General features: G+C 59.2%; 12 protein-coding genes and 3 pseudogenes. 9 read left to right on the plus strand and 6 right to left on the minus strand.

The features are described from left to right. Positions 1-396: 396 nt before the first annotated feature. From putA to ACZZ0D_RS21835, 3 genes are all read left to right on the plus strand, one after another. A complete protein-coding gene (putA, locus tag ACZZ0D_RS21825; protein WP_463554264.1) occupies positions 397-4,350 on the plus strand; it encodes a trifunctional transcriptional regulator/proline dehydrogenase/L-glutamate gamma-semialdehyde dehydrogenase in 3,954 nt (1,317 codons plus the stop codon). 302 nt (positions 4,351-4,652) lie between these two features. After that, on the plus strand, positions 4,653-6,455 hold the full coding sequence (locus ACZZ0D_RS21830; RefSeq protein ID WP_463554265.1) for an acyl-CoA dehydrogenase: 1,803 nt from the start codon (positions 4,653-4,655) through the stop codon (positions 6,453-6,455). A 526-nt stretch (positions 6,456-6,981) separates the two neighbouring features. Next, the gene (locus ACZZ0D_RS21835) at positions 6,982-7,566 is read left to right on the plus strand and encodes a hypothetical protein (protein WP_463554266.1); all 585 of its coding nucleotides are present in this window, start codon (positions 6,982-6,984) and stop codon (positions 7,564-7,566) included. Between the two features lie 65 nt (positions 7,567-7,631). On the opposite strand, the gene ACZZ0D_RS21840 is transcribed toward ACZZ0D_RS21835, so the two are convergent. From ACZZ0D_RS21840 to ACZZ0D_RS21850, 3 genes are all read right to left on the minus strand, one after another. After that, on the minus strand, positions 7,632-9,569 hold the full coding sequence (locus ACZZ0D_RS21840) for a methyl-accepting chemotaxis protein (protein WP_463554267.1): 1,938 nt from the start codon (positions 9,567-9,569) through the stop codon (positions 7,632-7,634). Positions 9,570-9,668: 99 nt separating this feature from the next. Beyond that, entirely contained in the window at positions 9,669-9,971 is a 303-nt protein-coding gene (locus tag ACZZ0D_RS21845; protein WP_053116699.1) for a cell division protein ZapA, read from the minus strand. Continuing rightward, the gene (locus tag ACZZ0D_RS21850) at positions 9,968-10,198 is read right to left on the minus strand and encodes a hypothetical protein (RefSeq protein WP_159811663.1); all 231 of its coding nucleotides are present in this window, start codon (positions 10,196-10,198) and stop codon (positions 9,968-9,970) included. The genes ACZZ0D_RS21845 and ACZZ0D_RS21850 overlap by 4 nt, the downstream gene beginning before the upstream one ends. A 341-nt stretch (positions 10,199-10,539) precedes the next feature. On the opposite strand from ACZZ0D_RS21850, the pseudogene ACZZ0D_RS21855 reads away from it, so the two are divergent. The 5 genes and pseudogenes from ACZZ0D_RS21855 to selO form a co-directional block, all read left to right on the plus strand. Next, a pseudogene (locus tag ACZZ0D_RS21855) lies at positions 10,540-11,196 on the plus strand (MCP four helix bundle domain-containing protein); the annotation flags it as partial. Between the two features lie 303 nt (positions 11,197-11,499). Next, a pseudogene (locus ACZZ0D_RS21860) lies at positions 11,500-12,099 on the plus strand (methyl-accepting chemotaxis protein); the annotation flags it as partial. A gap of 275 nt (positions 12,100-12,374) precedes the next feature. Further along, positions 12,375-14,117: a potassium/proton antiporter gene (locus ACZZ0D_RS21865; protein WP_053116696.1), complete on the plus strand. Its 1,743-nt coding sequence runs from the start codon at positions 12,375-12,377 to the stop codon at positions 14,115-14,117. A gap of 34 nt (positions 14,118-14,151) precedes the next feature. Next, positions 14,152-17,505: a mechanosensitive channel MscK gene (gene mscK, locus ACZZ0D_RS21870; protein WP_463554268.1), complete on the plus strand. Its 3,354-nt coding sequence runs from the start codon at positions 14,152-14,154 to the stop codon at positions 17,503-17,505. Between the two features lie 48 nt (positions 17,506-17,553). Next, positions 17,554-19,017, plus strand: coding sequence for a protein adenylyltransferase SelO (selO, locus tag ACZZ0D_RS21875; RefSeq protein ID WP_463554269.1), 1,464 nt, complete (start codon positions 17,554-17,556; stop codon positions 19,015-19,017). Between the two features lie 6 nt (positions 19,018-19,023). On the opposite strand, the gene ACZZ0D_RS21880 is transcribed toward selO, so the two are convergent. Both ACZZ0D_RS21880 and ACZZ0D_RS21885 read right to left on the minus strand, forming a co-directional pair. Next, a complete protein-coding gene (locus tag ACZZ0D_RS21880) occupies positions 19,024-19,425 on the minus strand; it encodes a helix-turn-helix domain-containing protein (RefSeq protein ID WP_053116693.1) in 402 nt (133 codons plus the stop codon). Next, positions 19,422-19,719, minus strand: a pseudogene (locus ACZZ0D_RS21885) (type II toxin-antitoxin system HigB family toxin). Before ACZZ0D_RS21885 ends, ACZZ0D_RS21880 begins: the two are co-directional and overlap by 4 nt. Before the next feature lie 194 nt (positions 19,720-19,913). Between ACZZ0D_RS21885 and trxC the strand changes: the two are divergent. Continuing rightward, positions 19,914-20,348: a thioredoxin TrxC gene (gene trxC / locus ACZZ0D_RS21890; protein ID WP_053116691.1), complete on the plus strand. Its 435-nt coding sequence runs from the start codon at positions 19,914-19,916 to the stop codon at positions 20,346-20,348. Between the two features lie 129 nt (positions 20,349-20,477). On the opposite strand, the gene ACZZ0D_RS21895 is transcribed toward trxC, so the two are convergent. Next, positions 20,478-21,248 carry a ParA family protein gene (locus ACZZ0D_RS21895; protein ID WP_463554270.1) on the minus strand — a complete coding sequence of 257 codons (771 nt, stop codon included), beginning with the start codon at positions 21,246-21,248 and terminating at the stop codon, positions 20,478-20,480. Positions 21,249-21,344: the final 96 nt, after the last annotated feature.

Raw genomic sequence — 21,344 nt, forward strand, 5'->3', positions numbered from 1 at the left:
TTGGCAGACGATTCGGGATCCCGCGCATTTAGGACTGATGTTTCCCCAGGAAAGCCATCAGCCGATACACCGGGTTATTTTCCCGGTTGCACCTTGGGCGCGAATCCTATGCAACAAAGCAAAAGAGGTGCAACCAGTTTCGTGAGAATAAGTTGCACCTAGTCGGTTTTATCGACAATCACCGCGTTTTTGCTCCCTTTTGTGGCAGTCATGGCCATTTGCTAGAAGCAAAAGCACCAAGCAGGAGCAGTACTTTCGTACCAGAAAATAATTCCTGACGAGCTGCTTATTATTCCGGCAAAAAAAGGGTTGCACCCGGTTGCACCTCTTTCGGCGCACGGCTAATCTTGCGGCCAGCTGATGCCACGCAACTGTGGCAACCATGAGGATAAAAATATGGCTACCACCACCCTTGGGGTCAAACTCGATGACCCGACCCGCGAGCGCCTGAAGGCTGCCGCGACCTCGATTGATCGCACACCGCACTGGCTGATCAAGCAGGCAATTTTCAATTACCTGGAGAAACTCGAGGGTGGTGCAACCCTGACCGAGCTGAACGGTTTGACCGCCAAGGACGCCGATGAGGCGGGCGAAGTCCATAACGATCACGCTCACCAGTGCTTCCTTGAATTCGCTGAAAGCATCCTGCCGCAGTCCGTTCTGCGCGCTTCGATCACTGCCGCTTACCGTCGCCCTGAGCCGGAAGTCGTGCCGATGCTGATCGAACAGGCTCGCCTGCCGGTCGCCATGGCTGAAGCCACCAACAAACTCGCCGCCTCCATCGCGGAAAAGCTGCGTAACCAGAAAAGTGCCGGCGGTCGTGCAGGCATTGTTCAGGGTCTGCTGCAGGAATTTTCCTTGTCGTCCCAGGAAGGCGTGGCACTGATGTGCCTGGCCGAAGCGCTGCTGCGTATCCCGGACAAGGGCACTCGTGATGCGCTGATCCGCGACAAGATCAGCACCGGCAACTGGCACCCGCACTTGGGCAACAGCCCGTCGCTGTTCGTCAACGCCGCCACCTGGGGTCTGCTGCTGACCGGCAAACTGGTCTCGACGCACAACGAAGCCGGCCTGACCTCGTCGCTGAGCCGCATCATCGGCAAAAGCGGCGAACCGATGATCCGCAAGGGCGTCGACATGGCCATGCGCCTGATGGGCGAGCAGTTCGTCACCGGCGAAACCATCGCCGAAGCGCTGGCCAATGCGAGCAAGTTCGAAGCCAAGGGCTTCCGTTATTCCTACGACATGCTCGGTGAAGCGGCGCTGACCGAACACGACGCGCAGAAGTACTTGGCGTCGTACGAACAAGCCATTCACTCGATCGGCAAAGCGTCCCACGGTCGTGGGATTTATGAAGGCCCGGGCATCTCCATCAAGCTGTCGGCATTGCACCCGCGTTACAGCCGCGCGCAATACGAGCGTGTGATGGACGAGTTGTACCCGCGCCTGCTGTCGCTGACCCTGCTGGCCAAGCAATACGACATCGGCCTGAACATCGACGCCGAAGAAGCCGACCGTCTCGAACTGTCGCTGGATCTGCTAGAGCGCCTGTGCTTCGAGCCGCAACTGACTGGCTGGAACGGTATCGGTTTCGTCATCCAGGCTTATCAGAAGCGTTGCCCGTATGTGATCGACTACGTGATCGATCTGGCTCGCCGCAGCCGTCATCGCCTGATGATCCGCCTAGTGAAAGGCGCGTACTGGGACAGCGAAATCAAACGCGCCCAGGTCGAAGGCCTGGAAGGCTATCCGGTCTACACCCGCAAGGTGTACACCGACGTTTCCTACATCGCTTGCGCGCGCAAACTGCTGTCGGTGCCGGAAGTCATCTACCCGCAGTTCGCCACGCACAACGCCCATACCCTGTCGGCGATTTACCACATTGCCGGTCAGAACTATTACCCCGGCCAGTACGAATTCCAGTGCCTGCACGGCATGGGCGAACCGCTTTACGAACAAGTTGTAGGCAAAGTTTCCGAAGGCAAGCTGAACCGTCCGTGCCGCGTGTACGCGCCGGTCGGTACTCACGAGACCCTGCTCGCCTACCTCGTACGTCGCTTGCTGGAAAACGGCGCGAACACTTCGTTCGTCAACCGTATTGCCGATCAGTCGATTTCGATTCAGGAGCTGGTGGCCGATCCAGTGGCGCAGATCGAGCAGATGGCGACCGTGGAAGGTGGTTTCGGCCTGCCGCACCCGCGCATTCCACTGCCGCGCGATCTGTACGGTGCCGAGCGCGCCAACTCCAGCGGCATCGACATGGCCAACGAACATCGTCTGGCTTCGCTGTCCTGCGCCCTGCTCGCCACTGCCCACACCGACTGGAAAGCTGCGCCGATGCTCGGTTGCGCTTCCAGCACTGAAACCCCGGCAGCCGTGCTGAACCCGGCGGATCACCGCGATGTGGTCGGTCACGTTCAGGAAGCCACCGTCGAAGACGTCGACAACGCGATTCAATGCGCGCTGAACGCAGCACCGATCTGGCAGGCCACTCCGCCGGCCGAACGTGCGGCGATTCTGGAGCGCGCCGCTGACTTGATGGAAGGCGAGATCCAGCCGCTGATGGGCCTGTTGGCTCGCGAAGCCGGCAAGACCTTCGCCAACGCCATCGCCGAAGTCCGTGAAGCGGTCGACTTCCTGCGTTATTACGCGGTGCAAGCGCGCAACGATTTCAGCAACGACGCCCACCGTCCATTGGGCCCGGTTGTGTGCATCAGCCCGTGGAACTTCCCGCTGGCGATCTTCAGCGGCCAAGTCGCTGCGGCATTGGCTGCCGGTAACCCGGTATTGGCCAAACCGGCTGAACAAACCCCGTTGGTCGCCGCGCAAGCCGTGCGCTTGCTGCTCGAAGCTGGCATCCCGGAAGGCGTGCTGCAATTGCTGCCGGGTCGCGGTGAAACCGTCGGCGCCGGTCTGGTTGGCGATGAGCGCGTCAAAGGCGTGATGTTCACCGGTTCCACCGAAGTCGCACGTCTGCTGCAACGCAACATCGCTGGCCGTCTCGACAGCCAGGGCCGCCCGATTCCGCTGATCGCCGAAACCGGCGGGCAGAACGCAATGATCGTCGACTCCTCGGCACTGACCGAACAAGTCGTGATCGACGTGGTGTCGTCGGCTTTCGACAGCGCTGGCCAGCGTTGCTCGGCGCTGCGGGTACTGTGCTTGCAGGAAGATTCCGCCGATCGCGTCATCGAAATGCTCAAAGGTGCCATGGCGGAAAGCCGTCTCGGCAACCCGGAGCGCCTGTCCGTGGACATCGGCCCGGTGATCGACGCCGAAGCCAAGGCTGGCATCGACAAGCACATCCAGGGCATGCGCGATAAAGGTCGCAATGTTTACCAGGTGGCAATTGCCGACACCGAAGAGGTCAAACGCGGCACCTTCGTCATGCCGACCCTGATCGAACTGGAAAGCTTCGACGAGCTGCAACGCGAGATCTTCGGCCCGGTGCTGCACGTGGTGCGCTACAAGCGTAAAGAGATCGATCAACTGATCGGCCAGATCAACGCTTCCGGTTATGGCCTGACGCTGGGCGTGCACACGCGGATCGACGAGACCATCGCCAAGGTGATCGACAACGTCAACGCCGGTAACGTCTACGTTAACCGCAACATCGTCGGTGCCGTGGTCGGCGTGCAGCCATTCGGCGGCGAAGGCCTGTCGGGGACTGGCCCGAAAGCCGGCGGCCCGCTGTACCTGTACCGTTTGCTGGCGACACGTCCTACCGATGCCATCGAACAATCCTTCGCTCGCGGTGATGCGGTTATCGCCCCGGACGTGCGTTTACGCGACGCCATGAGTAAACCGCTGAACGCCCTGAAAGCCTGGGCTGAAAGCAACAAGTACGCCGACCTGAGCGCCCTGTGCGTGCAGTACGCGGCGCAATCGCAGAGCGGGATCACCCGTGTGCTGGCCGGCCCGACCGGCGAGAAAAACAGCTACGCCATTCTGCCGCGCGAGCACGTTCTTTGCCTGGCCGAGGTTGAAGGTGATCTGCTGACGCAACTGGCGGCGGTGCTGGCGGTAGGCGGTTCGGCGGTATGGCCGGAGTCCGACATCAGCAAGGCATTGTTCGCACGCCTGCCGAAGGAGATTCAGGCGCGGATCAAGCTGGTAGCTGACTGGAATAAAGACGAAGTGGTGTTTGATGCGGTTCTGCATCACGGCCATTCCGACCAGTTGCGCGGCGTTTGCCAGCAGATTGCCAAGCGTGCCGGCGCGATTGTTGGGGTTCAGGGCTTGTCCCAGGGCGAGACCAACATTGCCCTGGAGCGTCTGGTGATCGAGCGCGCGTTGAGCGTTAACACTGCGGCGGCTGGTGGTAATGCCAGCTTGATGACGATCGGCTAAACCGCTGTAACTCCAGGCGACCGCAATGGTCGCCTGGAATGAAATCCCCTGTAGGAGTGAGCCTGCTCGCGATAGCTATCTATCAGACACATTTGTTTGACTGACACACCGCTATCGCGAGCAGGCTCACTCCTACAAAAGATCAAAAGATCAAAAGATCAAAAGATCAAAAGATCGCAGCCTTCGGCAGCTCCTACAGAAGGCTGCGATCTTTTGCTTCTGTATCACGCCCGTCAATCATCCTGTTCAGCCTTTATCAGCAAGCCTAGACTCGGCCCAACCCCAATTTCAGGTAGGCCGCTATGTCCGAGACGCTGCTCAGTTCCCGCAATCTGGCTTTCGAGCTGTATGAAGTCCTCGATGCCGAGGGCCTGACCCGGCGTGAGCGCTTTGCCGAACACAACCGCGAGACCTTCGACGCTGCCATAGGCACCGCGCGCAACATCGCCGAAAAATATTTCGCCCCACACAATCGCAAGGGCGACGAGAACGAGCCGCGCTATGAAGACGGTCAGGCGATTCTGATTCCCGAAGTGAAACCGGCGGTGGATGCGTTCCTCGAGGCCGGATTCCTCAACGCGGCGAGAAGTTTCGACGCCGGCGGCATGCAACTTCCTACATTGCTGTCGCAAGCCTGCTTCGCGCATTTCCAATCAGCCAACGCCGCTTCGACCTCGTACCCGTTCCTGACCATGGGCGCGGCGAACCTGATCGAAAGCTTCGGCACCGAAGAGCAAAAGCAGCGCTTCCTGCAACCGATGATCGACGGCCGCTTCTTCGGCACTATGGCTTTGACCGAACCGCATGCCGGCTCATCCCTGTCGGATATTCGTACACGCGCCGAGCCGGCGTCTGACGGCACCTATCGCCTCAAGGGTAACAAAATCTTCATTTCCGGCGGCGATCACCCGCTCTCGGAAAACATCGTGCACATGGTTCTGGCCAAGCTGCCGGACGCGCCACCGGGGGTGAAAGGTATCTCGCTGTTCATCGTGCCGAAGTTTCTGGTCAACGATGACGGCAGCCTCGGCCCACGCAACGACGTGCTGCTGGCCGGGCTGTTCCACAAGATGGGCTGGCGGGGCACCACCTCCACCGCACTGAACTTCGGCGATAACGGCGAGTGTGTCGGCTATCTGGTCGGCGAGCCGCATCGCGGTTTGAGCTACATGTTCCAGATGATGAACGAGGCGCGGATCGGCGTCGGCATGGGCGCAGTGATGCTCGGCTACGCCGGTTATCTGTACTCGCTGGAGTACGCCCGCGAACGTCCGCAAGGTCGAGTGCCGGACAGCAAGGATCCGACTACCGCGCCCGTGGCGATCATTCAGCATGCTGATGTAAGACGCATGCTGCTGACGCAAAAATCCTATGTCGAAGGGGCATTTGACCTCGGCTTGTACGCCGCTCGCCTGTTCGATGACACCACGACGCTTGAAAGCGAAACAGAGCGTAAACAAGCGCAGGAATTGCTGGATTTGCTAACGCCAATCGTCAAATCCTGGCCATCGGAGTTCTGCCTGAAAGCCAACGAACTGGCGATACAGATTCTTGGCGGTCACGGTTACACCCGCGAATATCCGGTTGAGCAGTATTACCGCGATAACCGCTTGAACCCGATTCACGAGGGCACCCACGGTATCCAGTCACTGGACTTGCTCGGGCGTAAATTGGCGCAGAACGGCGGCGCGGGGCTGAAGCAGCTGATTCGCCTGATTGCCAATACGGCCGAACGCTCGACTGCGCACGATTCGCTGACAGCACTGCGTGAGCCACTGGAAAAACTGGTGGCACGCCTGCAAACCGTGACCATTGGTTTGCTGACGGATCTGGCGCAGGGCAAGGTCAACAGCAGCCTGGCGAACTCGGCGCTGTACCTGAAGGTATTTGGGCACGCGGTAATTGGCTGGCGCTGGCTGGAACAGGCGATTCGTGCGGAGGAAGGCTTGGCCAAGGGCAATGTGGCGGATGCTGACTTCTATAAAGGCAAGTTGCAGGCGGCGCGGTATTTTCTGACGTGGGAAGTGCCGGGTTGCCACCATGAATTGGCGTTGCTGGAGGCGCGGGATGATACGTGCCTGGCGATGCAGGATGCGTGGTTTTAAAAACTTACCCTCACCCCAGCCCTCTCCCGCAGGGAGAGGGGGCCGAAAGGGGGATATTTAAGACGTACATCGACCTGAAATTGCCTTGCCGAATCCATATTCGACTCGGTCTTTCAGGTCGGCGCATGACGCAAAACCACTCGGTCAGTCCCCTCTCCCTCCGGGAGAGGGCTAGGGTGAGGGGCTATTCCGCCTGAGGGCAGAACGCACAGCTCCGATTCGAGCGATTTTATCCATTTCAAAAGCACATTCAGGCCGTTTCCACACCTGTCATCTCTGACAGGTGTGGAAACAAGCCCACCACGATAGGCTGGTTTCGCCGACATGTAGTTTGCAGTTTGCCCGGCAAGTTCGGACCTTAACGTCCACTTCTTACCCTCAAAACGAGCAAACGCTATGAATAGCCGAGTGGCAAACCACAGCATCAAACTTTCCGGACTGGTAACGAGCGAATATTGCGCCCTGGCCTCTATCTCACAGTCCCCTTCACGAACCGGTACAGTTTCGGACCAATCCAGACTCAACGTTGACCAGTGTCATCAACAAAAACCACCACCGTGTTTCCGACCAGAAATCGCTGATCACCGTTTTCGCCTCACCCAATATTCCTACGCCAGAAATCGAAACGACTGCGCAGCGCATGTTCGAAGTCATTTCAGTTGATGACCGATATGAAACAGTGAACAAAGTTGCTTACAAGGAATACGAAAACGTCGGTTCCGGCTCGTGGCGGGCAGTGGTGTATGGCGGTGCTGGCCAGAATGACGATTCAGCCCCGAGGGTTATAGACCCTTACGTCTTCCTCAATGAGGATCAGTTTTATCTGTCCGCGAGGGTCTACGACGCCGTGAAGGATCCCGGTGCTTCGCGGGTTACCGAAAAACGCTATATCAAAAAAGGTGACAACCTTTACCAGGCGATGGTAATCACGCCGACCAAAATCTACGCAAGTACGAAGGATTTCAACAGCGACGATATGTTCAGGGCTTTGGCCGCCGGCGACACTTTTCACGCAGACCAAAAGGTGTGGACCGTCAGCGAAAAACACGTATTTTTTATCGCGAAAATTGGTGGAATAGACTTTTTTGCGCGAGAAATTCTGCTTTTCTGAAACGAAACTGAAACAAGCGACGACGCGCCCTTAGAGCGCGTCCTCACCATCTGGAGCGGATGGACTCAGCTCAACCTGAACCCACCCATCTGCCGCGCCAAATCATCCGCCAGTTTCTGCAGCATCTGACAATCCTCACGACACGCCCGAACCTCCCCCGCCGTCGCCCGCGCCAGATCAGAAATCCCCTGCACGTTACGGTTGATCTCCTCCGTCACCGCCGACTGCTCCTCGGTCGCCGTCGCCACCTGATGGTTCATGTCGCTGATGCGCTCGACCTGCCCGGTAATCGCGGTCAAAGAAGCGCCCGTACGCTGACTCGACTCAACCCCGGTACCCGTCGCCGCTTGCCCGGTACGCATGGACGACACAGCGTTTTCCGCACCCTGCTTGAGGCTGCCGATCATCTGTTGAATCTCATCGGTAGACGCCTGAGTCCGCCGCGCCAACGTGCGCACTTCATCAGCAACAACGGCAAACCCCCGCCCCATATCCCCGGCACGCGCCGCTTCAATCGCCGCGTTCAGCGCCAGCAAATTCGTCTGCTCAGACACCCCGCGAATCACCGCCAACACCGAGTCAATCGATGCCACTTGATGCGCCAGTTCACCCACTGCGCCCGCCGCCAGGCCAATTTCGTCCGACATGCTTTCGATATGCCGGATCGACCCGCCAACATCTTCCCGCGCCTGCATCGCTTCATCCCGCGCAGTCTGCGATGCGAGCGCCGCGTTGCCGGCGTTTTGCGCAATCTCCTGAACCGTCAGGCCCATTTCGTGAACCGCGGTGGCAACCATGTCAGTCATTTCCTGCTGCCGGCCGGAGCGCTCGGCAGTGTTTTCGACCACTTTCGCCACCTGCCCCACCGCCGTGCGCAGACGCTCGCTGGTGGTCAGCACTTCCGCGATCATGCCGCGCTGACTGTCGAGGAAGCGGTTGAAGCCGCGCGCCAGATCACCCAGCTCATCAGCACGGCTGGAATCTAACCGATGGGTCAAATCTCCCCCGCCGCTACCGATTGCTACCAACGCCGCTGTTACCTGACGAATCGGTCGCACCAGCCCGCGCGCCAGCCACACCACCAAGGCCAGGCACACCAGCGCTACAGCCAGACCGATGCCGCCACTCATCCACATCGCTTTGCGCGCTTCGGCGTAGATTTGCGATTGCGGCACTTCGGCCACCAGCGTCCAGCCCAGATCGCGCAACGGCAGGCTGAAGGCCAGATAGTCTTCGCCATCACGCTGGAAGCGACTGTTCGTGGCAATTTTTTGACCCATGACCGCTTGCGCCGCCGCAGCACCAATCTGCTCCGTAAGCGTGCGTTTGCCACTGAACTGCGCTTCAGGATGCACCTGAATCAAACCGTCGGAACGCACGAGATAGACCTTGCCGCGCTCGCCGAAGCTGAAGTTGTGAATCAGCTCCGACAGCTCTTTCATGCTCAGCCCGAGACCGGCCACACCGACCACTTTGCCGGCCTGCTCGACCTTCAAATCGATAAACAGCGCCAATTCTCCAGTGGCGCCATCGTTGTCGATATTGAGGGTGCGCGACTGGTTGCTGTCGAGGAAGGAATAGAACCAGGCATCGGCCGGCTTGGTTCGACTGAGGGTGCGATCCAGGCCTTTTTCGGTGATGTAATGATTGGATTCGGTGCCGATGATCAAAGCCGTAAAAGCCTTGTGTTCGGCGCGGATGCCTTCCAGATACTGCGCGAAGCCCGCCGTTTTGCTGCTGTCTTCGCCAGACGCCAACCAGTCACGCACCATGGTGTTGCTGGCGATGTCTTTGGCAGCGGTGAGGGGCTGAACGAGGATGCGTTCGATGTCGTTGCGCGTCGCTTCGATGCTCGACGGCAAGGCTTGTTCGACCAGATAGCTCTGGGCGAGACGGTTGACCACCAGGGTATAAATGCCAACCACGATCAGGATACTGACCAGCAGAGCGGTGCCCATGCTGAGGATCAGTTGCCATTGGATACTGCGTCGCCACAACTGCATGGAGCACCCCCAAAGAATAAGTGGCGGAAGCAATGCAACAGCCGTGCCGATTGTATACAACCCGATCGACAATCTATTCTTTGGTTGTGCGCAACGCCGTCAACCCTGATTGATGGTCTTGGCGATGGTGTCGACCGTGGCGCTGACTTGCTCTTGGTAACGGTCGAGTTCTTCCTGATGCTGCTTCTTCATGTCGATCTGCTGCGAGCACAGATTCATCGCGGCCAGCACCAGCAAGCGGTCACCGATCAGCGTCGGGTATTTGCGTTTGGTGTCGGCCAAAGCGGCTTTAAGCATCAATGCTGCGTCCAGCAGGGTCTGTTCTTCCCCGGCCGGTGCCTTGATCGAATAGTCCTCCCCGAGAATGGAGATGACTTTTACCCCTGCTGTGCCGTGGTTCATGCGCTGACGGGACCGGCGTTGACGCGATCAACCAGCGCCTGAATGCGGGCGGCGGTGGTGCCGTGCTTTTCTTCCTGTTCCATCAGGCTCAGTTGCAGGCTTTCGTTTTCATCCTTGGCCTGAGCCAGTTCGGTGGACAGGTTCTGATTGGTTTGCGCGAGGGTCTGGTTCTGCTGCACCAGGTCGCTGACGAGCTGTTCCAATTGGCTGAGGGATGCTTCCAACATTTTGATCTTCCAGGCATTTTCAAAGGGCGCGTACGATAAAGAAAAGTCACCACGGATGCCAGGGTTAAACCGGCGCAAGGCCTTGATTTTCCTGGCGGGCGAGCGTTCCCGCGAGCTTTACAGACTGTGATTTGCCGATCTTGTTCCTGCACTTCGTCGCCGAGCGCCCTCGGCGACAAATACGCGCAGCCCCTCAAGACTTTAGTCGTATGACCGATAAGTCATCCATTCAGCAGTTTTAGCCCGCATGGATGCGGCCCTTCTCGGTACCCTCCATGTCCCTTCGCAATATGAACATCGCCCCACGGGCGTTCACCGGTTTCGCCCTGATTGGCGCATTGATGTTGATCCTCGGCGTATTCGCGCTCAATCAGATGAGCAAAATTCGCGGCGCCACCGAAGACATCACCAACAGCAGCGTGCCGAGCATCAAGAGCCTCGACGAATTCACCCAACTGACCCTGCGCCTGCGCGTGTTGTCGTACCGTTTGCTGGTCAATCGCGAACCGGACGTGCAACAGAAAACCATGGACTTGCTGGACATGCGCAACCAGCAGATCCGCAAGGCGCAGAGCGATTACGAGCCGTTTATCAGCAGCCCCGACGAACGTGCGGCGTACGATCAATATGTGCAGTTGCTGAGCCAGTACCGCCAGATCGAAGACCGGATGAGAACCCTGTCGCGCAACAATCAGGTGGATGAACTGCGCAACCTGCTCAACACCGACTTGCTGACCAACTCCGAAGCGGTCAACACCGTGCTCAACCGTTTGCTGGAGATCAATACCCGGCAAACCGTCGACACCAATCAGCAAGCGGCGGATCAATATTCTTCGGCGTTCGACCTGGTGGTCACCCTGCTGGTGATTGCGACTGGGCTGACGTTGTTGTTCGCCTGGTTGCTGACCGCCAGCATTACCAAGCCAATCGCCAAGGCACTGGAAGCGGCGGAAACCATCGCTGAAGGCAACCTGACGCAGCCGATTCAGGTCGATGGCAGCGACGAAGCCGGGCGCTTGCTGGCAGCGATGGCGAAGATGCAATCGAAGCTGCGCGACACTTTGCAGCGGATTTCCGGGTCGGCCACGCAACTGGCGTCGGCAGCGGAAGAACTCAACAGCGTCACCGACGAAAGCGCACGCGGCCTGGTTCAGCAGAACAACGAAATCGAACAAGCGGCCACCGCGGTCAACGAAATGACCAGCGCCGTGGAAGAAGTTGCGCGCAACGCGGTGAGCACCTCGGAAGCCTCGAAGAACGCCACGACCTCGGCCGGCGATGGCCGTGATCTGGTGCAGGAAACCGTCAGCGCCATCGAACGCATGAGCGCCGATGTGCAGAGCACAGCGTCGTTGATCGGTGATCTGGCCAATGAATCCCGAGACATCGGCAAGGTGCTGGATGTGATTCGTGGTCTGGCGGATCAGACCAACCTGCTGGCGCTGAACGCGGCGATTGAAGCGGCGCGTGCTGGTGAAGCCGGTCGTGGGTTTGCGGTGGTGGCCGATGAAGTGCGCGCCTTGGCGCATCGCACGCAGCAGTCGACCAGTGAAATCGAGCGGATGATCGGCAGCATTCAGAGCGGCACCGAACACGCGGTGGATTCGATGCGCAACAGCACCGAACGCGCGGAGTCGACGTTGAACATTGCTCGCGGCGCGGGGATGTCGCTGGACACGATCAACACTGCCATTGTTGAAATTAACGAGCGCAATCTGGTGATCGCCAGCGCGGCGGAAGAGCAGGCGCAGGTGGCGCGCGAGGTGGATCGTAACCTGGTGAACATTCGGGATTTGTCGGTGCAATCAGCGACCGGGGCCAATCAGACGAGCGCGGCGAGTAATGAGCTGTCGCGGCTGGCGCTGGATCTGAACAACATGGTTGGGCGGTTTAGCCTCTGACTCACTGATCAAAAGCAAAAGCACCCTCACCCCAGCCCTCTCCCAGAGGGAGAGGGGGAAAGGGAGCAGATTGGGGGCCTTCCAGATTTTGAGTTCGACTCGATATTGCAAGTCGGCGTACGTCGAACAGACACCTCGGTCAGTCCCCTCTCCCTCTGGGAGAGGGCTAGGGTGAGGGTTTTTTTGACAGCATCACATTTCAACAGGTTAGAATCGCTGGCACGCAGACTGCATGGTCAGTTTGTGCCCGTCTTTACGCTTCTGGAGTACTGCCTTTGAATGCGACGACCATCAACAGCCTGTTCTTGATCGGCGCGTTGCTGGTAGGTGCAAGCATTCTCGTCAGCTCACTCTCCTCCCGTCTCGGCATCCCGATTCTGGTCATTATCCTCGCAGTCGGCATGGCCGCCGGGGTTGATGGCGGCGGGATTATTTTCGATAACTACCCAACGGCCTATCTGGTCGGCAACCTCGCACTGGCGGTGATCCTCCTCGACGGCGGCTTGCGCACACGGGTGTCGAGTTTCCGCGTGGCGTTGTGGCCGGCGTTATCGCTGGCGACGGTCGGGGTGTTGATCACCACCGGGCTGACCGGCATGGCCGCCGCATGGCTGTTCGACCTGAACCTGATCCAAGGCCTGCTCATCGGCGCCATCGTCGGCTCGACGGATGCCGCCGCCGTGTTCTCGCTGCTCGGCGGCAAAGGCCTGAACGAACGGGTTACGGCCAGCCTGGAAATCGAATCCGGCAGCAACGACCCGATGGCGGTGTTTCTCACCGTGACCCTGATCGACATGCTCGCCAGCGGCCAGACCGGCCTGCACTGGAGCCTGCTGACCCACCTGATCCGCGAGTTCGGCATCGGTGGCGTGATCGGTCTCGGTGGTGGCTGGCTGATGCTGCAACTGGTCAACCGCATCAACCTGGCGGCCGGTCTCTATCCAATTCTGGTGATTGCCGGTGGTCTGGTGGTGTTCGCCCTGACCAACGCCTTGCACGGCAGCGGTTTCCTCGCGGTGTATCTGTGCGGTCTGGTGATCGGCAACCGCCCGGTGCGCAGCCGTCACGGAATTTTGCACATGCTCGACGGCATGGCTTGGCTGGCGCAGATCGGCATGTTCCTTGTGCTGGGGCTGCTGGTGACGCCGCATGATTTGCTGCCGATCGCACTGCCCGCTCTGGGTCTGGCGCTGTGGATGATTCTGTTCGCGCGACCGCTGTCGGTGATGGTCGGTCTGCTGCCGTTCAAGGCCTTCCATGGCCGCGAAAAAGCCTTTATTTCCTGGGTCGGCCTGCGCGGCGCGGTACCGATCATTCTGGCGGTGTTCCCGCTGATGGCCGGGCTGCCGAATGCGCAGCTGTACTTCAACCTCGCCTTCTTTATCGTGCTGGTGTCGCTGTTGGTGCAGGGTACGAGCCTGCCGTGGGTCGCCAAATTGTTGAAGGTGACGGTGCCGCCGGAGCCTGCGCCGATTTCCCGGGCGGCGCTGGAAGTCCATGTCACCAGCGAGTGGGAGCTGTTCGTTTATAAGCTCGGCGCGGAGAAATGGTGCATCGGTTCACCCCTGCGTGAGCTGAAAATGCCCGAAGGCACCCGCATCGCTGCCCTGTTTCGGGGTCAGCAACTGCTCCATCCGTCGGGTAGTACGGTGCTGGAAGTCGATGATTTGCTGTGTGTTATCGGCCATGAACACAACTTGCCGGCCCTCGGAAAACTGTTCAGCCAGGCGCCACAACGCGGCCTCGATTTGCGTTTCTTCGGCGACTTTGTGCTCGAAGGAGACGCCCAGCTTAAAGCGGTTGCAGCGCTGTATGGCCTACCGGCCGAAGGCATCGATCCGGACATGACTCTGGGCGCCTTCATCGCGCAGAAAGTCGGCGGCGCACCGATCGTTGGCGACCAGGTCGAGTGGAACAACACCCACTGGACGGTTGCGGTCATGGACGGGAACAAGATCGGCAAAGTGGGCGTCAGATTCCCCGAAGGAAGTCGCCCGGGCCCCGGACTCTTCCTCTAAACTGCGTCCACTATCACTTGCTTGACCGGTCTCTATGCCTACCCTGCGCTCCTTTTTCGCCGCGGCCCTGCTGGGCCTGAGTCTTACTGTCGGCCCGCTGTATGCCGCCGAACCACCGTCCAGCGATGCCGTCCAGGCCAGCCTGGACAAACTTGCCGACAGCAAACTGCCGGATGCCGACAAAAAGACCCTGCAAACCGTCCTGCAGAACACGCTCAATCAGCTGAACAATCAGCGTGATTACGAGCAGAAACTGATCGACCTCAAGCAGCAACTGGCGACCGCGCCCAAGCAGACCATCGAAAACGCCCGCGAACTGACGCGCCTCAAAGCCACGACCGTGGTGCCGGTGGCGCAGCGTTTCCCCCGCGAATCGATCACGCAACTGGAGCAGATCCTCACCGACCGCTCCACTCAGCAAAGTGATCTGCAAAAAGCCCTGGCCGACGCCAACAGCCTGATCATCACCGCGCAGACGCGCCCGGAGCGCGCTCAGGCGGAAATCTCCGCCAGCCAGACGCGCATTCAGCAGATCAACAACATCCTCAAGTCCGGCAAGGACGCGGGCAAATCCGTCAGCGCCGAGCAGCGCGACCAGTTGAACGCCGAACTCGCCGCGCTGAACGCGCTGATCCCGTTGCGCCGTCAGGAGCTGGCCGGCAACAGCCAGTTGCAGGATCTGGGCAACGCCCAGCATGACTTGCTCTCGGAAAAATCCGACCGCCTCGACCGCGAGATTCAGGAGCTGCAGACCCTGATCAACCAGAAGCGTCTGGCGCAGTCGCAGGAAACCGTGACCCAGCAATCGATCGAAGCGCAGAAGGCCGGCGGCAGCAGCCTGCTCGCCAGCGAAAGCACGGCCAACCTCAAGCTCTCCGACTACCTGCTGAAAAGCACCGACCGCCTCAACGAAGTCACCCAGCAGAATCTGCAGACCAAACAGCAACTCGACAGCCTGACCCAAAGCGATTCCGCCCTCGACGAGCAGATCAACGTGCTCAAGGGCAGCCTGCTGCTGTCGAAGATTCTCTATAAGCAGAAGCAAGCCCTGCCGCGCCTGAAGGTCGATCGTGACCTGGCCGATCAGATCGCTGACATTCGTCTGTACCAGTTTGAAGTCAGCCAGCAGCGCGAACTGCTCAGCAGTCCGACCACCTACGTCGACAATCTGCTCGCCACGCAGCCGCCGGAACAAGTCACCCCGCAACTGCGCAAAAGCCTGCTGGATCTGGCCAACACCCGCGCCGACCTGCTGGAGCGGCTGAACCGCGAACTGAGCGCGGTGCTTAACGAATCGATCACCCTGCAGCTCAATCAGAAACAACTGCTGAGCACCGCGCAAAGCCTGCGCGCGACCCTTGATGAGCAGATGTTCTGGATTCCGAGCAACAAGCCGCTGGATCTGGAGTGGATGCGCAGCGTGCCGGAGCGCCTCAAGCGTCAGGTCGACACGCTGCCGTGGGCTTCAAGCCTCAGCGAATTGACTGATGGCCTGACCCAGCGACCACTGCTGTTCCTGCCACTGGCATTGTTGATCGGTGCCTTGTTGTGGCGCCGCAAAAGCCTCTACGGGCGCCTGAACATAGTTCACCAGGACATCGGTCACTTCAAACGCGATAGCCAGTGGCACACGCCGCAGGCGATTCTGATCAACATACTGTTGGCGATGCCGGTCGCACTGGCGCTGGCCCTGTGTGGTCTGGCCTTGCAGATCGACGCACGCGGACAGAACGCCAACATGGGCGCGGCGCTGCTGCAAATGGCGCAGGCGTGGCTGGTGTTTTACACCGCGTACCGGATTCTCGCGCCGGCCGGCGTGGCTGAACTGCACTTCCGCTGGGAGAAACCGCAAGTTGAATTCCTGCGCGGCTGGATCCGCAGGCTCGGCCTGGTGGTCATGGCATTGGTAACGATTGTCGCTGTTGCCGAACTGCAACCGGCGGCACTCGCCGACGACGTGCTCGGCATGCCGGTGGTGCTGACCTGCTACGCCTTGATGGCGTGGTTGCTCAGCCGCCTGCTGATCAGCAGCCCGGCCCACGAAAACACTTCGCTGTTCCGCAAAGCCGTCGGCGTGATGTTCACGGTGCTGCCGATCGCCTTGTTCGTCGCGGTGTGCTTCGGCTACTACTACACCGCGCTGAAACTCAGCGACCGTTTGATCAACACCCTGTACCTGCTGATGTTCTGGCTGGTGATCGAAGCCACTTTCGTTCGCGGCCTGAGCGTTGCTGCACGGCGTCTGGCCTACCAGCGCGCACTGGCCAAACGGCAGGCGGCGAAAGAGGCTGGCGACGGCGAAGCGGTGATCGAAGAGCCGACGCTGGACATCGAAAAGGTCAACGAACAATCCCTGCGCCTGATCCGTCTGGCCTTGCTCGGCGGCTTTATCGCGGCGCTGTATTGGGTCTGGTCGGATCTGATTTCGGTGTTCTCGTACCTCGACAACATCACCCTCTACGAATACACCAGCGGCACCGGCGCCAACATGAGCATGGTGCCGATCAGCATCGGCGACATGCTCGGCGCGTTGATCATCATCGGCATTACCTTCGCCCTCGCGCGCAACTTGCCGGGTCTGCTTGAAGTGTTCGTGCTGTCCAAGCTCAATCTGGCGCAGGGCAGTGCTTATGCGACCACGACGCTGCTGTCCTACGTGATCGCCGGTGTCGGTTTCGTCTCGACGCTGTCGACCCTCGGCGTCAGTTGGGACAAGTTGCAATGGCTGGTGGCGGCGCTGTCGGTCGGTCTCGGTTTCGGTATGCAGGAGATCTTTGCGAACTTCATCTCCGGCATCATGATCCTCTTCGAACGCCCGGTGCGGATCGGTGACACCATCACCATCGGCAACCTGTCGGGCACGGTGAGCAAGATCCGCATCCGCGCCACGACCATCACCGACTTCGACCGCAAGGACATCATTGTTCCGAACAAGACGTTCATTACCGGGCAGTTGATCAACTGGTCGCTGACCGACACCATCACCCGCGTCACGCTGAAGCTCGGCGTCGATTACGGCTCCGATCTGGATCTGGTCAAGGAATTGCTGCTCAAGGCTGCCCGCGAGAATCCGCGTGTGCTGAAAGAACCCGAGCCGCATGTGTACTTCCTCAACTTCGGCGAAAGCACCCTCGACCATGAGTTGCGCATGCACGTGCGTGACCTCGGTGACCGCAACCCAGTGCTCGATGAGGTCAACCGCTTCATCAACCGCGAGTTCAAGAAGCAGCACATCAACATCTCGTTCCGGCAGATGGAGGTGTACCTGAAGAATCTGCACGGTCAGGAATACAAGATGGTGCCGATCGAGCCGGAGACGAAAACCATCGTGCCGGTCGCCGACGATCAGAAACCGCTGCAAGAGCCGCCGCCGGCCAAACTCGACTAACCGTTCTATTCCCAGCAGAATGCTCGGACATTCTGCTGGAGCAGGCCCTTGAAAGCCCTCGACGAACTGACCTTCGACAATCGCTTCGCCCGCCTCGGTGACGCGTTTTCCGCCCACGTGCTGCCCGAGCCGATCGACAATCCGCGTCTGGTCGTTGCCAGCCCGGCGGCGCTGGCGTTGCTGGATCTCGATCCAGCCACCGCAGAAACTCAGGAATTTGCCGAACTGTTTGGCGGCCACAAGCTGTGGGCCGATGCCGAGCCGCGCGCGATGGTCTATTCCGGGCATCAATTCGGCGGCTACACGCCGCAACTGGGCGATGGTCGCGGACTGCTGCTGGGCGAGGTCTACAATGCAGCGGGCGAGCATTGGGACTTGCACCTCAAGGGCGCTGGTCAGACGCCGTTTTCGCGTATGGGCGATGGTCGCGCGGTGCTGCGCTCGTCGATCCGCGAGTTCCTCGCCTCAGAAGCGCTGTTCGGGCTGAACATTCCATCCTCGCGCGCAGCCTGCGTGATCGGCTCCGACACCCCGGTCTGGCGCGAAAAACAGGAACGCGCGGCGATGGTGCTGCGTCTGGCGCCGAGCCATATCCGCTTCGGCCACTTCGAATATTTCTACTACACCAAACGCCCCGAACAGCAGAAAGCACTCGGCGAGCACGTGCTGGCCATGCATTTCCCGGAATGCCTTGAGCAGCCGGAACCGTATCTGGCGATGTTCCGCGAGATCGTCGAGCGCAACGCCGAACTGATTGCCAGATGGCAAGCCTACGGCTTCTGCCACGGGGTAATGAACACCGACAACATGTCGATCCTCGGCATCACCTTCGACTTCGGCCCGTTCGCCTTCCTCGACGACTTCGACGCCAACTTCATCTGCAACCACTCTGATGATCAGGGCCGCTACTCGTTCAGCAATCAGGTGCCGGTCGGCCAGTGGAACCTCAGCGCACTGGCCCAGGCACTGACGCCATTCATCAGCGTCGAAGCCCTGCGCGAAACCCTCGGCTTGTACCTGCCACTGTTCCAGGCCCATTACCTCGACCTGATGCGCCGCCGCTTCGGCTTCACCAGCGCCGAAGACGACGACCAGAAACTGCTCGAAGATCTCCTGCAATTGATGCAGAACAGCGGCGTCGACTACACGCTGTTCTTCCGCCGACTCGGCGAAGACTCACCTCAGCAGGCAGTTGCTCAGTTGCGCGACGACTTTGTCGACATCAAAGGCTTCGACGCCTGGGGCGAACGCTACATCGCCCGGGTTGCCCGCGATGGCGTTCCTGATCAAGAACAGCGCCGCGCGCGGATGCATGCGGTTAACCCGCTGTACATCCTGCGTAATTATTTGGCGCAAAAAGCTATCGACGCGGCGGAGCAAGGGGATTACTCAGAGGTACGCCGACTGCACGCGGTGCTGAGCAAACCGTTTGAAGAACAGCCGGGGATGGAAGGTTATGCCGAGCGGCCTCCGGAGTGGGGGAAGCACTTGGAGGTTAGTTGTTCTTCGTGAGGCAAGCTAGATAAAGACGTCTACAGGCACCTTGAAGTGGTCCGCCAACCAGCGGACCTGCCGCAGGTTCAACTTGCGCTTGCCGTTCAGAATTTCGGAAACGACAGATTGGGTACCGACACCCGGCAGGTCGCTCTGGGTCAGTCCATGTTCGCGCATCATGTAGCCGAGGACCTCTTCGCCACTTGCCTCGGCCATGGGGTGATGCGTGCGATCCCATTCCGCAATCCAGTCAGTGATGATATCCACCAGACTCGTGAGTGGATGCGACTCGTCATCGCCGGTTATTTCGAGGATCTCGTCGACTGCCAGCACCAACGCATCGTAATCCTCTTCGTTCTTCGGTTTGCGAAGCAATGGAGAGACAAACTCCCAGTGCTCAGCAACCGTCTTGATCAAACTACTCATGGTTTTCCCTCTTTCCATTTGCCCCGATCGTATTCTCGATGGTCCAGACACATGCTTGATGTAGAGCCTCTGAGATCGATAACTGACAAAGGCGATGAGCCTCAGTTTGTTGCCTCCAATGTCGAACACATGGAGATCACCGACCTTGTCGGTCGCAGGAAATATCGACTTCATTGCCGCGAAGTCCTTTGAATAACTTCTGCTTGCCAAACGAAACCACTGCGCTAGCGCGCTTGCCGCCTGAGGCCATTTTTCCTTGGCCACTCGAATGGGTTTTTCACTAAACACATGCATGCAACATCCTTATCGCATTCTGCTATGGGGAGTTAATCACAAACCAAAAATATCGCAAGTTGCGATACAGCTGAGCAGACCAGCGGGCTCGCCTGGTCGCTTTCAGCCTAGGCACAACGCGAGAGGCTGCACGATTGAAAATATGAGCAAACGTCTCCAACTAGGTGTTATCAGCTCACTTGCGGAATTCACTCATGACCAGCCCACTCCTCATCCCCTGCCCCGCCTGCAACGGCCTCAACCGCATCCCTGCCGAGCGCCTCAACGACCACCCGAAGTGCGGGCGCTGCAAATCCGAGGTGCTGCTGAACAAGCCGTTCGAACTCAAGCAAGGCGATTACGCCAGTCAGATCAAGGGTGATCTGCCGCTACTGGTGGATGTCTGGGCGGAGTGGTGTGGGCCGTGCAAGTCGTTTGCGCCGGTGTTCGAGCAGGCGGCGGTGCAGTTGGCGGGCAAGTGTCGGTTGGCCAAGCTGGATAGCGAGGCTAATCAGCAGTTGTCGGCGCAGTTGGGGATTCGCTCGATTCCGAGTTTGATTCTGTTCAAGAACGGCAAAGAGCTGGCGCGACAGAGTGGCGCGTTGCCGTTGCCGCAGTTGCTGGCGTGGCTGCGTAGCCAGGGCATCTGACCCACCACAAATCCAACTGTAGGAGTGAGCCTGCTCGCGATAGCGTTCGTCCAGCCAATATCTATATGACTGACACACCGCTATCGCGAGCAGGCTCACTCCTACAGGGGATTTGTGTGGTTCTGGGGATCAGTGCCCTTCGATCAGGTTGTGCAGTTCGACAAATTGCTGGGTCAGTTTGTGTCGCGGATCGAGGTGGATCAGCGGCGTGTTGGCCTGATGGGATTCGCGCATGCGCACCGAGCTGGTCAGGTACACCGGCAGCACCGGCAGCCCCTCTGCAATCAACTCATCGAGAATCTGCTGCGGCAGGCTGGCCCGGGCCTGGAACTGGTTGACCACGATGCCTTCAACTTCCAGACCTTCGTTGTGATCCTCTTTCAACTCTTCGATTTCCGCGATCAGTCCATACAATGCCTGACGCGAGAAGCTGTCGCAATCGAAGGGAATCAGCACACGATCAGCGGCAATCAGTGCTGATACCGCGTAAAAATTCAGCGCCGGCGGCGTATCGAGATAAATCCGGTCGTAATCCTCGGACAGTTCATCAAGCAACTTACGCAGCTTGTTGATCTTGTGCTTGGCTTCAAGTTTTGGCTGCAAATCGGCCAGTTCGGCGGTGGCGGTGATGATGTGCAAGTTGTCGAACGGGGTTTCGTAGATATCCGCCTGGTTTTTCTTCGAGAACGGCCCGGAAGACAGCGTCTGCTTGAAGAAATCGGCAATGCCCATCGGGATGTCGTCGCCGGTAAGCCCGGTCAGATACTGAGTGGAGTTGGCCTGGGCATCGAGATCCACCAACAACGTGCGATAACCCTCGCTGGCACTGACCGCCGCCAGATTGCAGGCAATGCTGGATTTGCCTACACCACCTTTCTGATTGAACACCACGCGCCGCATGACAAAACCTCCGTGTATCAAAGAATGACCGAGTGTAGATGCGCGCGGCCTCGCTTCGCTACCTCATCGGACATGGACTACACAGTCAGGTGCAAA

This window comes from Pseudomonas sp. AC193 (assembly GCF_979258075.1).

Coding starts and splice junctions, on each gene's coding strand:
- ACZZ0D_RS21840 (WP_463554267.1), bottom strand. CDS start 9,569: ATGCAGTTGTGGCGACGCAGTATCCAATGGCAACTGATCCTCAGCATG.
- ACZZ0D_RS21830 (WP_463554265.1), top strand. CDS start 4,653: ATGTCCGAGACGCTGCTCAGTTCCCGCAATCTGGCTTTCGAGCTGTAT.
- ACZZ0D_RS21880 (WP_053116693.1), bottom strand. CDS start 19,425: ATGAGTAGTTTGATCAAGACGGTTGCTGAGCACTGGGAGTTTGTCTCT.
- ACZZ0D_RS21845 (WP_053116699.1), bottom strand. CDS start 9,971: ATGAACCACGGCACAGCAGGGGTAAAAGTCATCTCCATTCTCGGGGAG.
- ACZZ0D_RS21850 (WP_159811663.1), bottom strand. CDS start 10,198: ATGTTGGAAGCATCCCTCAGCCAATTGGAACAGCTCGTCAGCGACCTG.
- ACZZ0D_RS21895 (WP_463554270.1), bottom strand. CDS start 21,248: ATGCGGCGCGTGGTGTTCAATCAGAAAGGTGGTGTAGGCAAATCCAGC.
- putA (WP_463554264.1), top strand. CDS start 397: ATGGCTACCACCACCCTTGGGGTCAAACTCGATGACCCGACCCGCGAG.
- trxC (WP_053116691.1), top strand. CDS start 19,914: ATGACCAGCCCACTCCTCATCCCCTGCCCCGCCTGCAACGGCCTCAAC.
- mscK (WP_463554268.1), top strand. CDS start 14,152: ATGCCTACCCTGCGCTCCTTTTTCGCCGCGGCCCTGCTGGGCCTGAGT.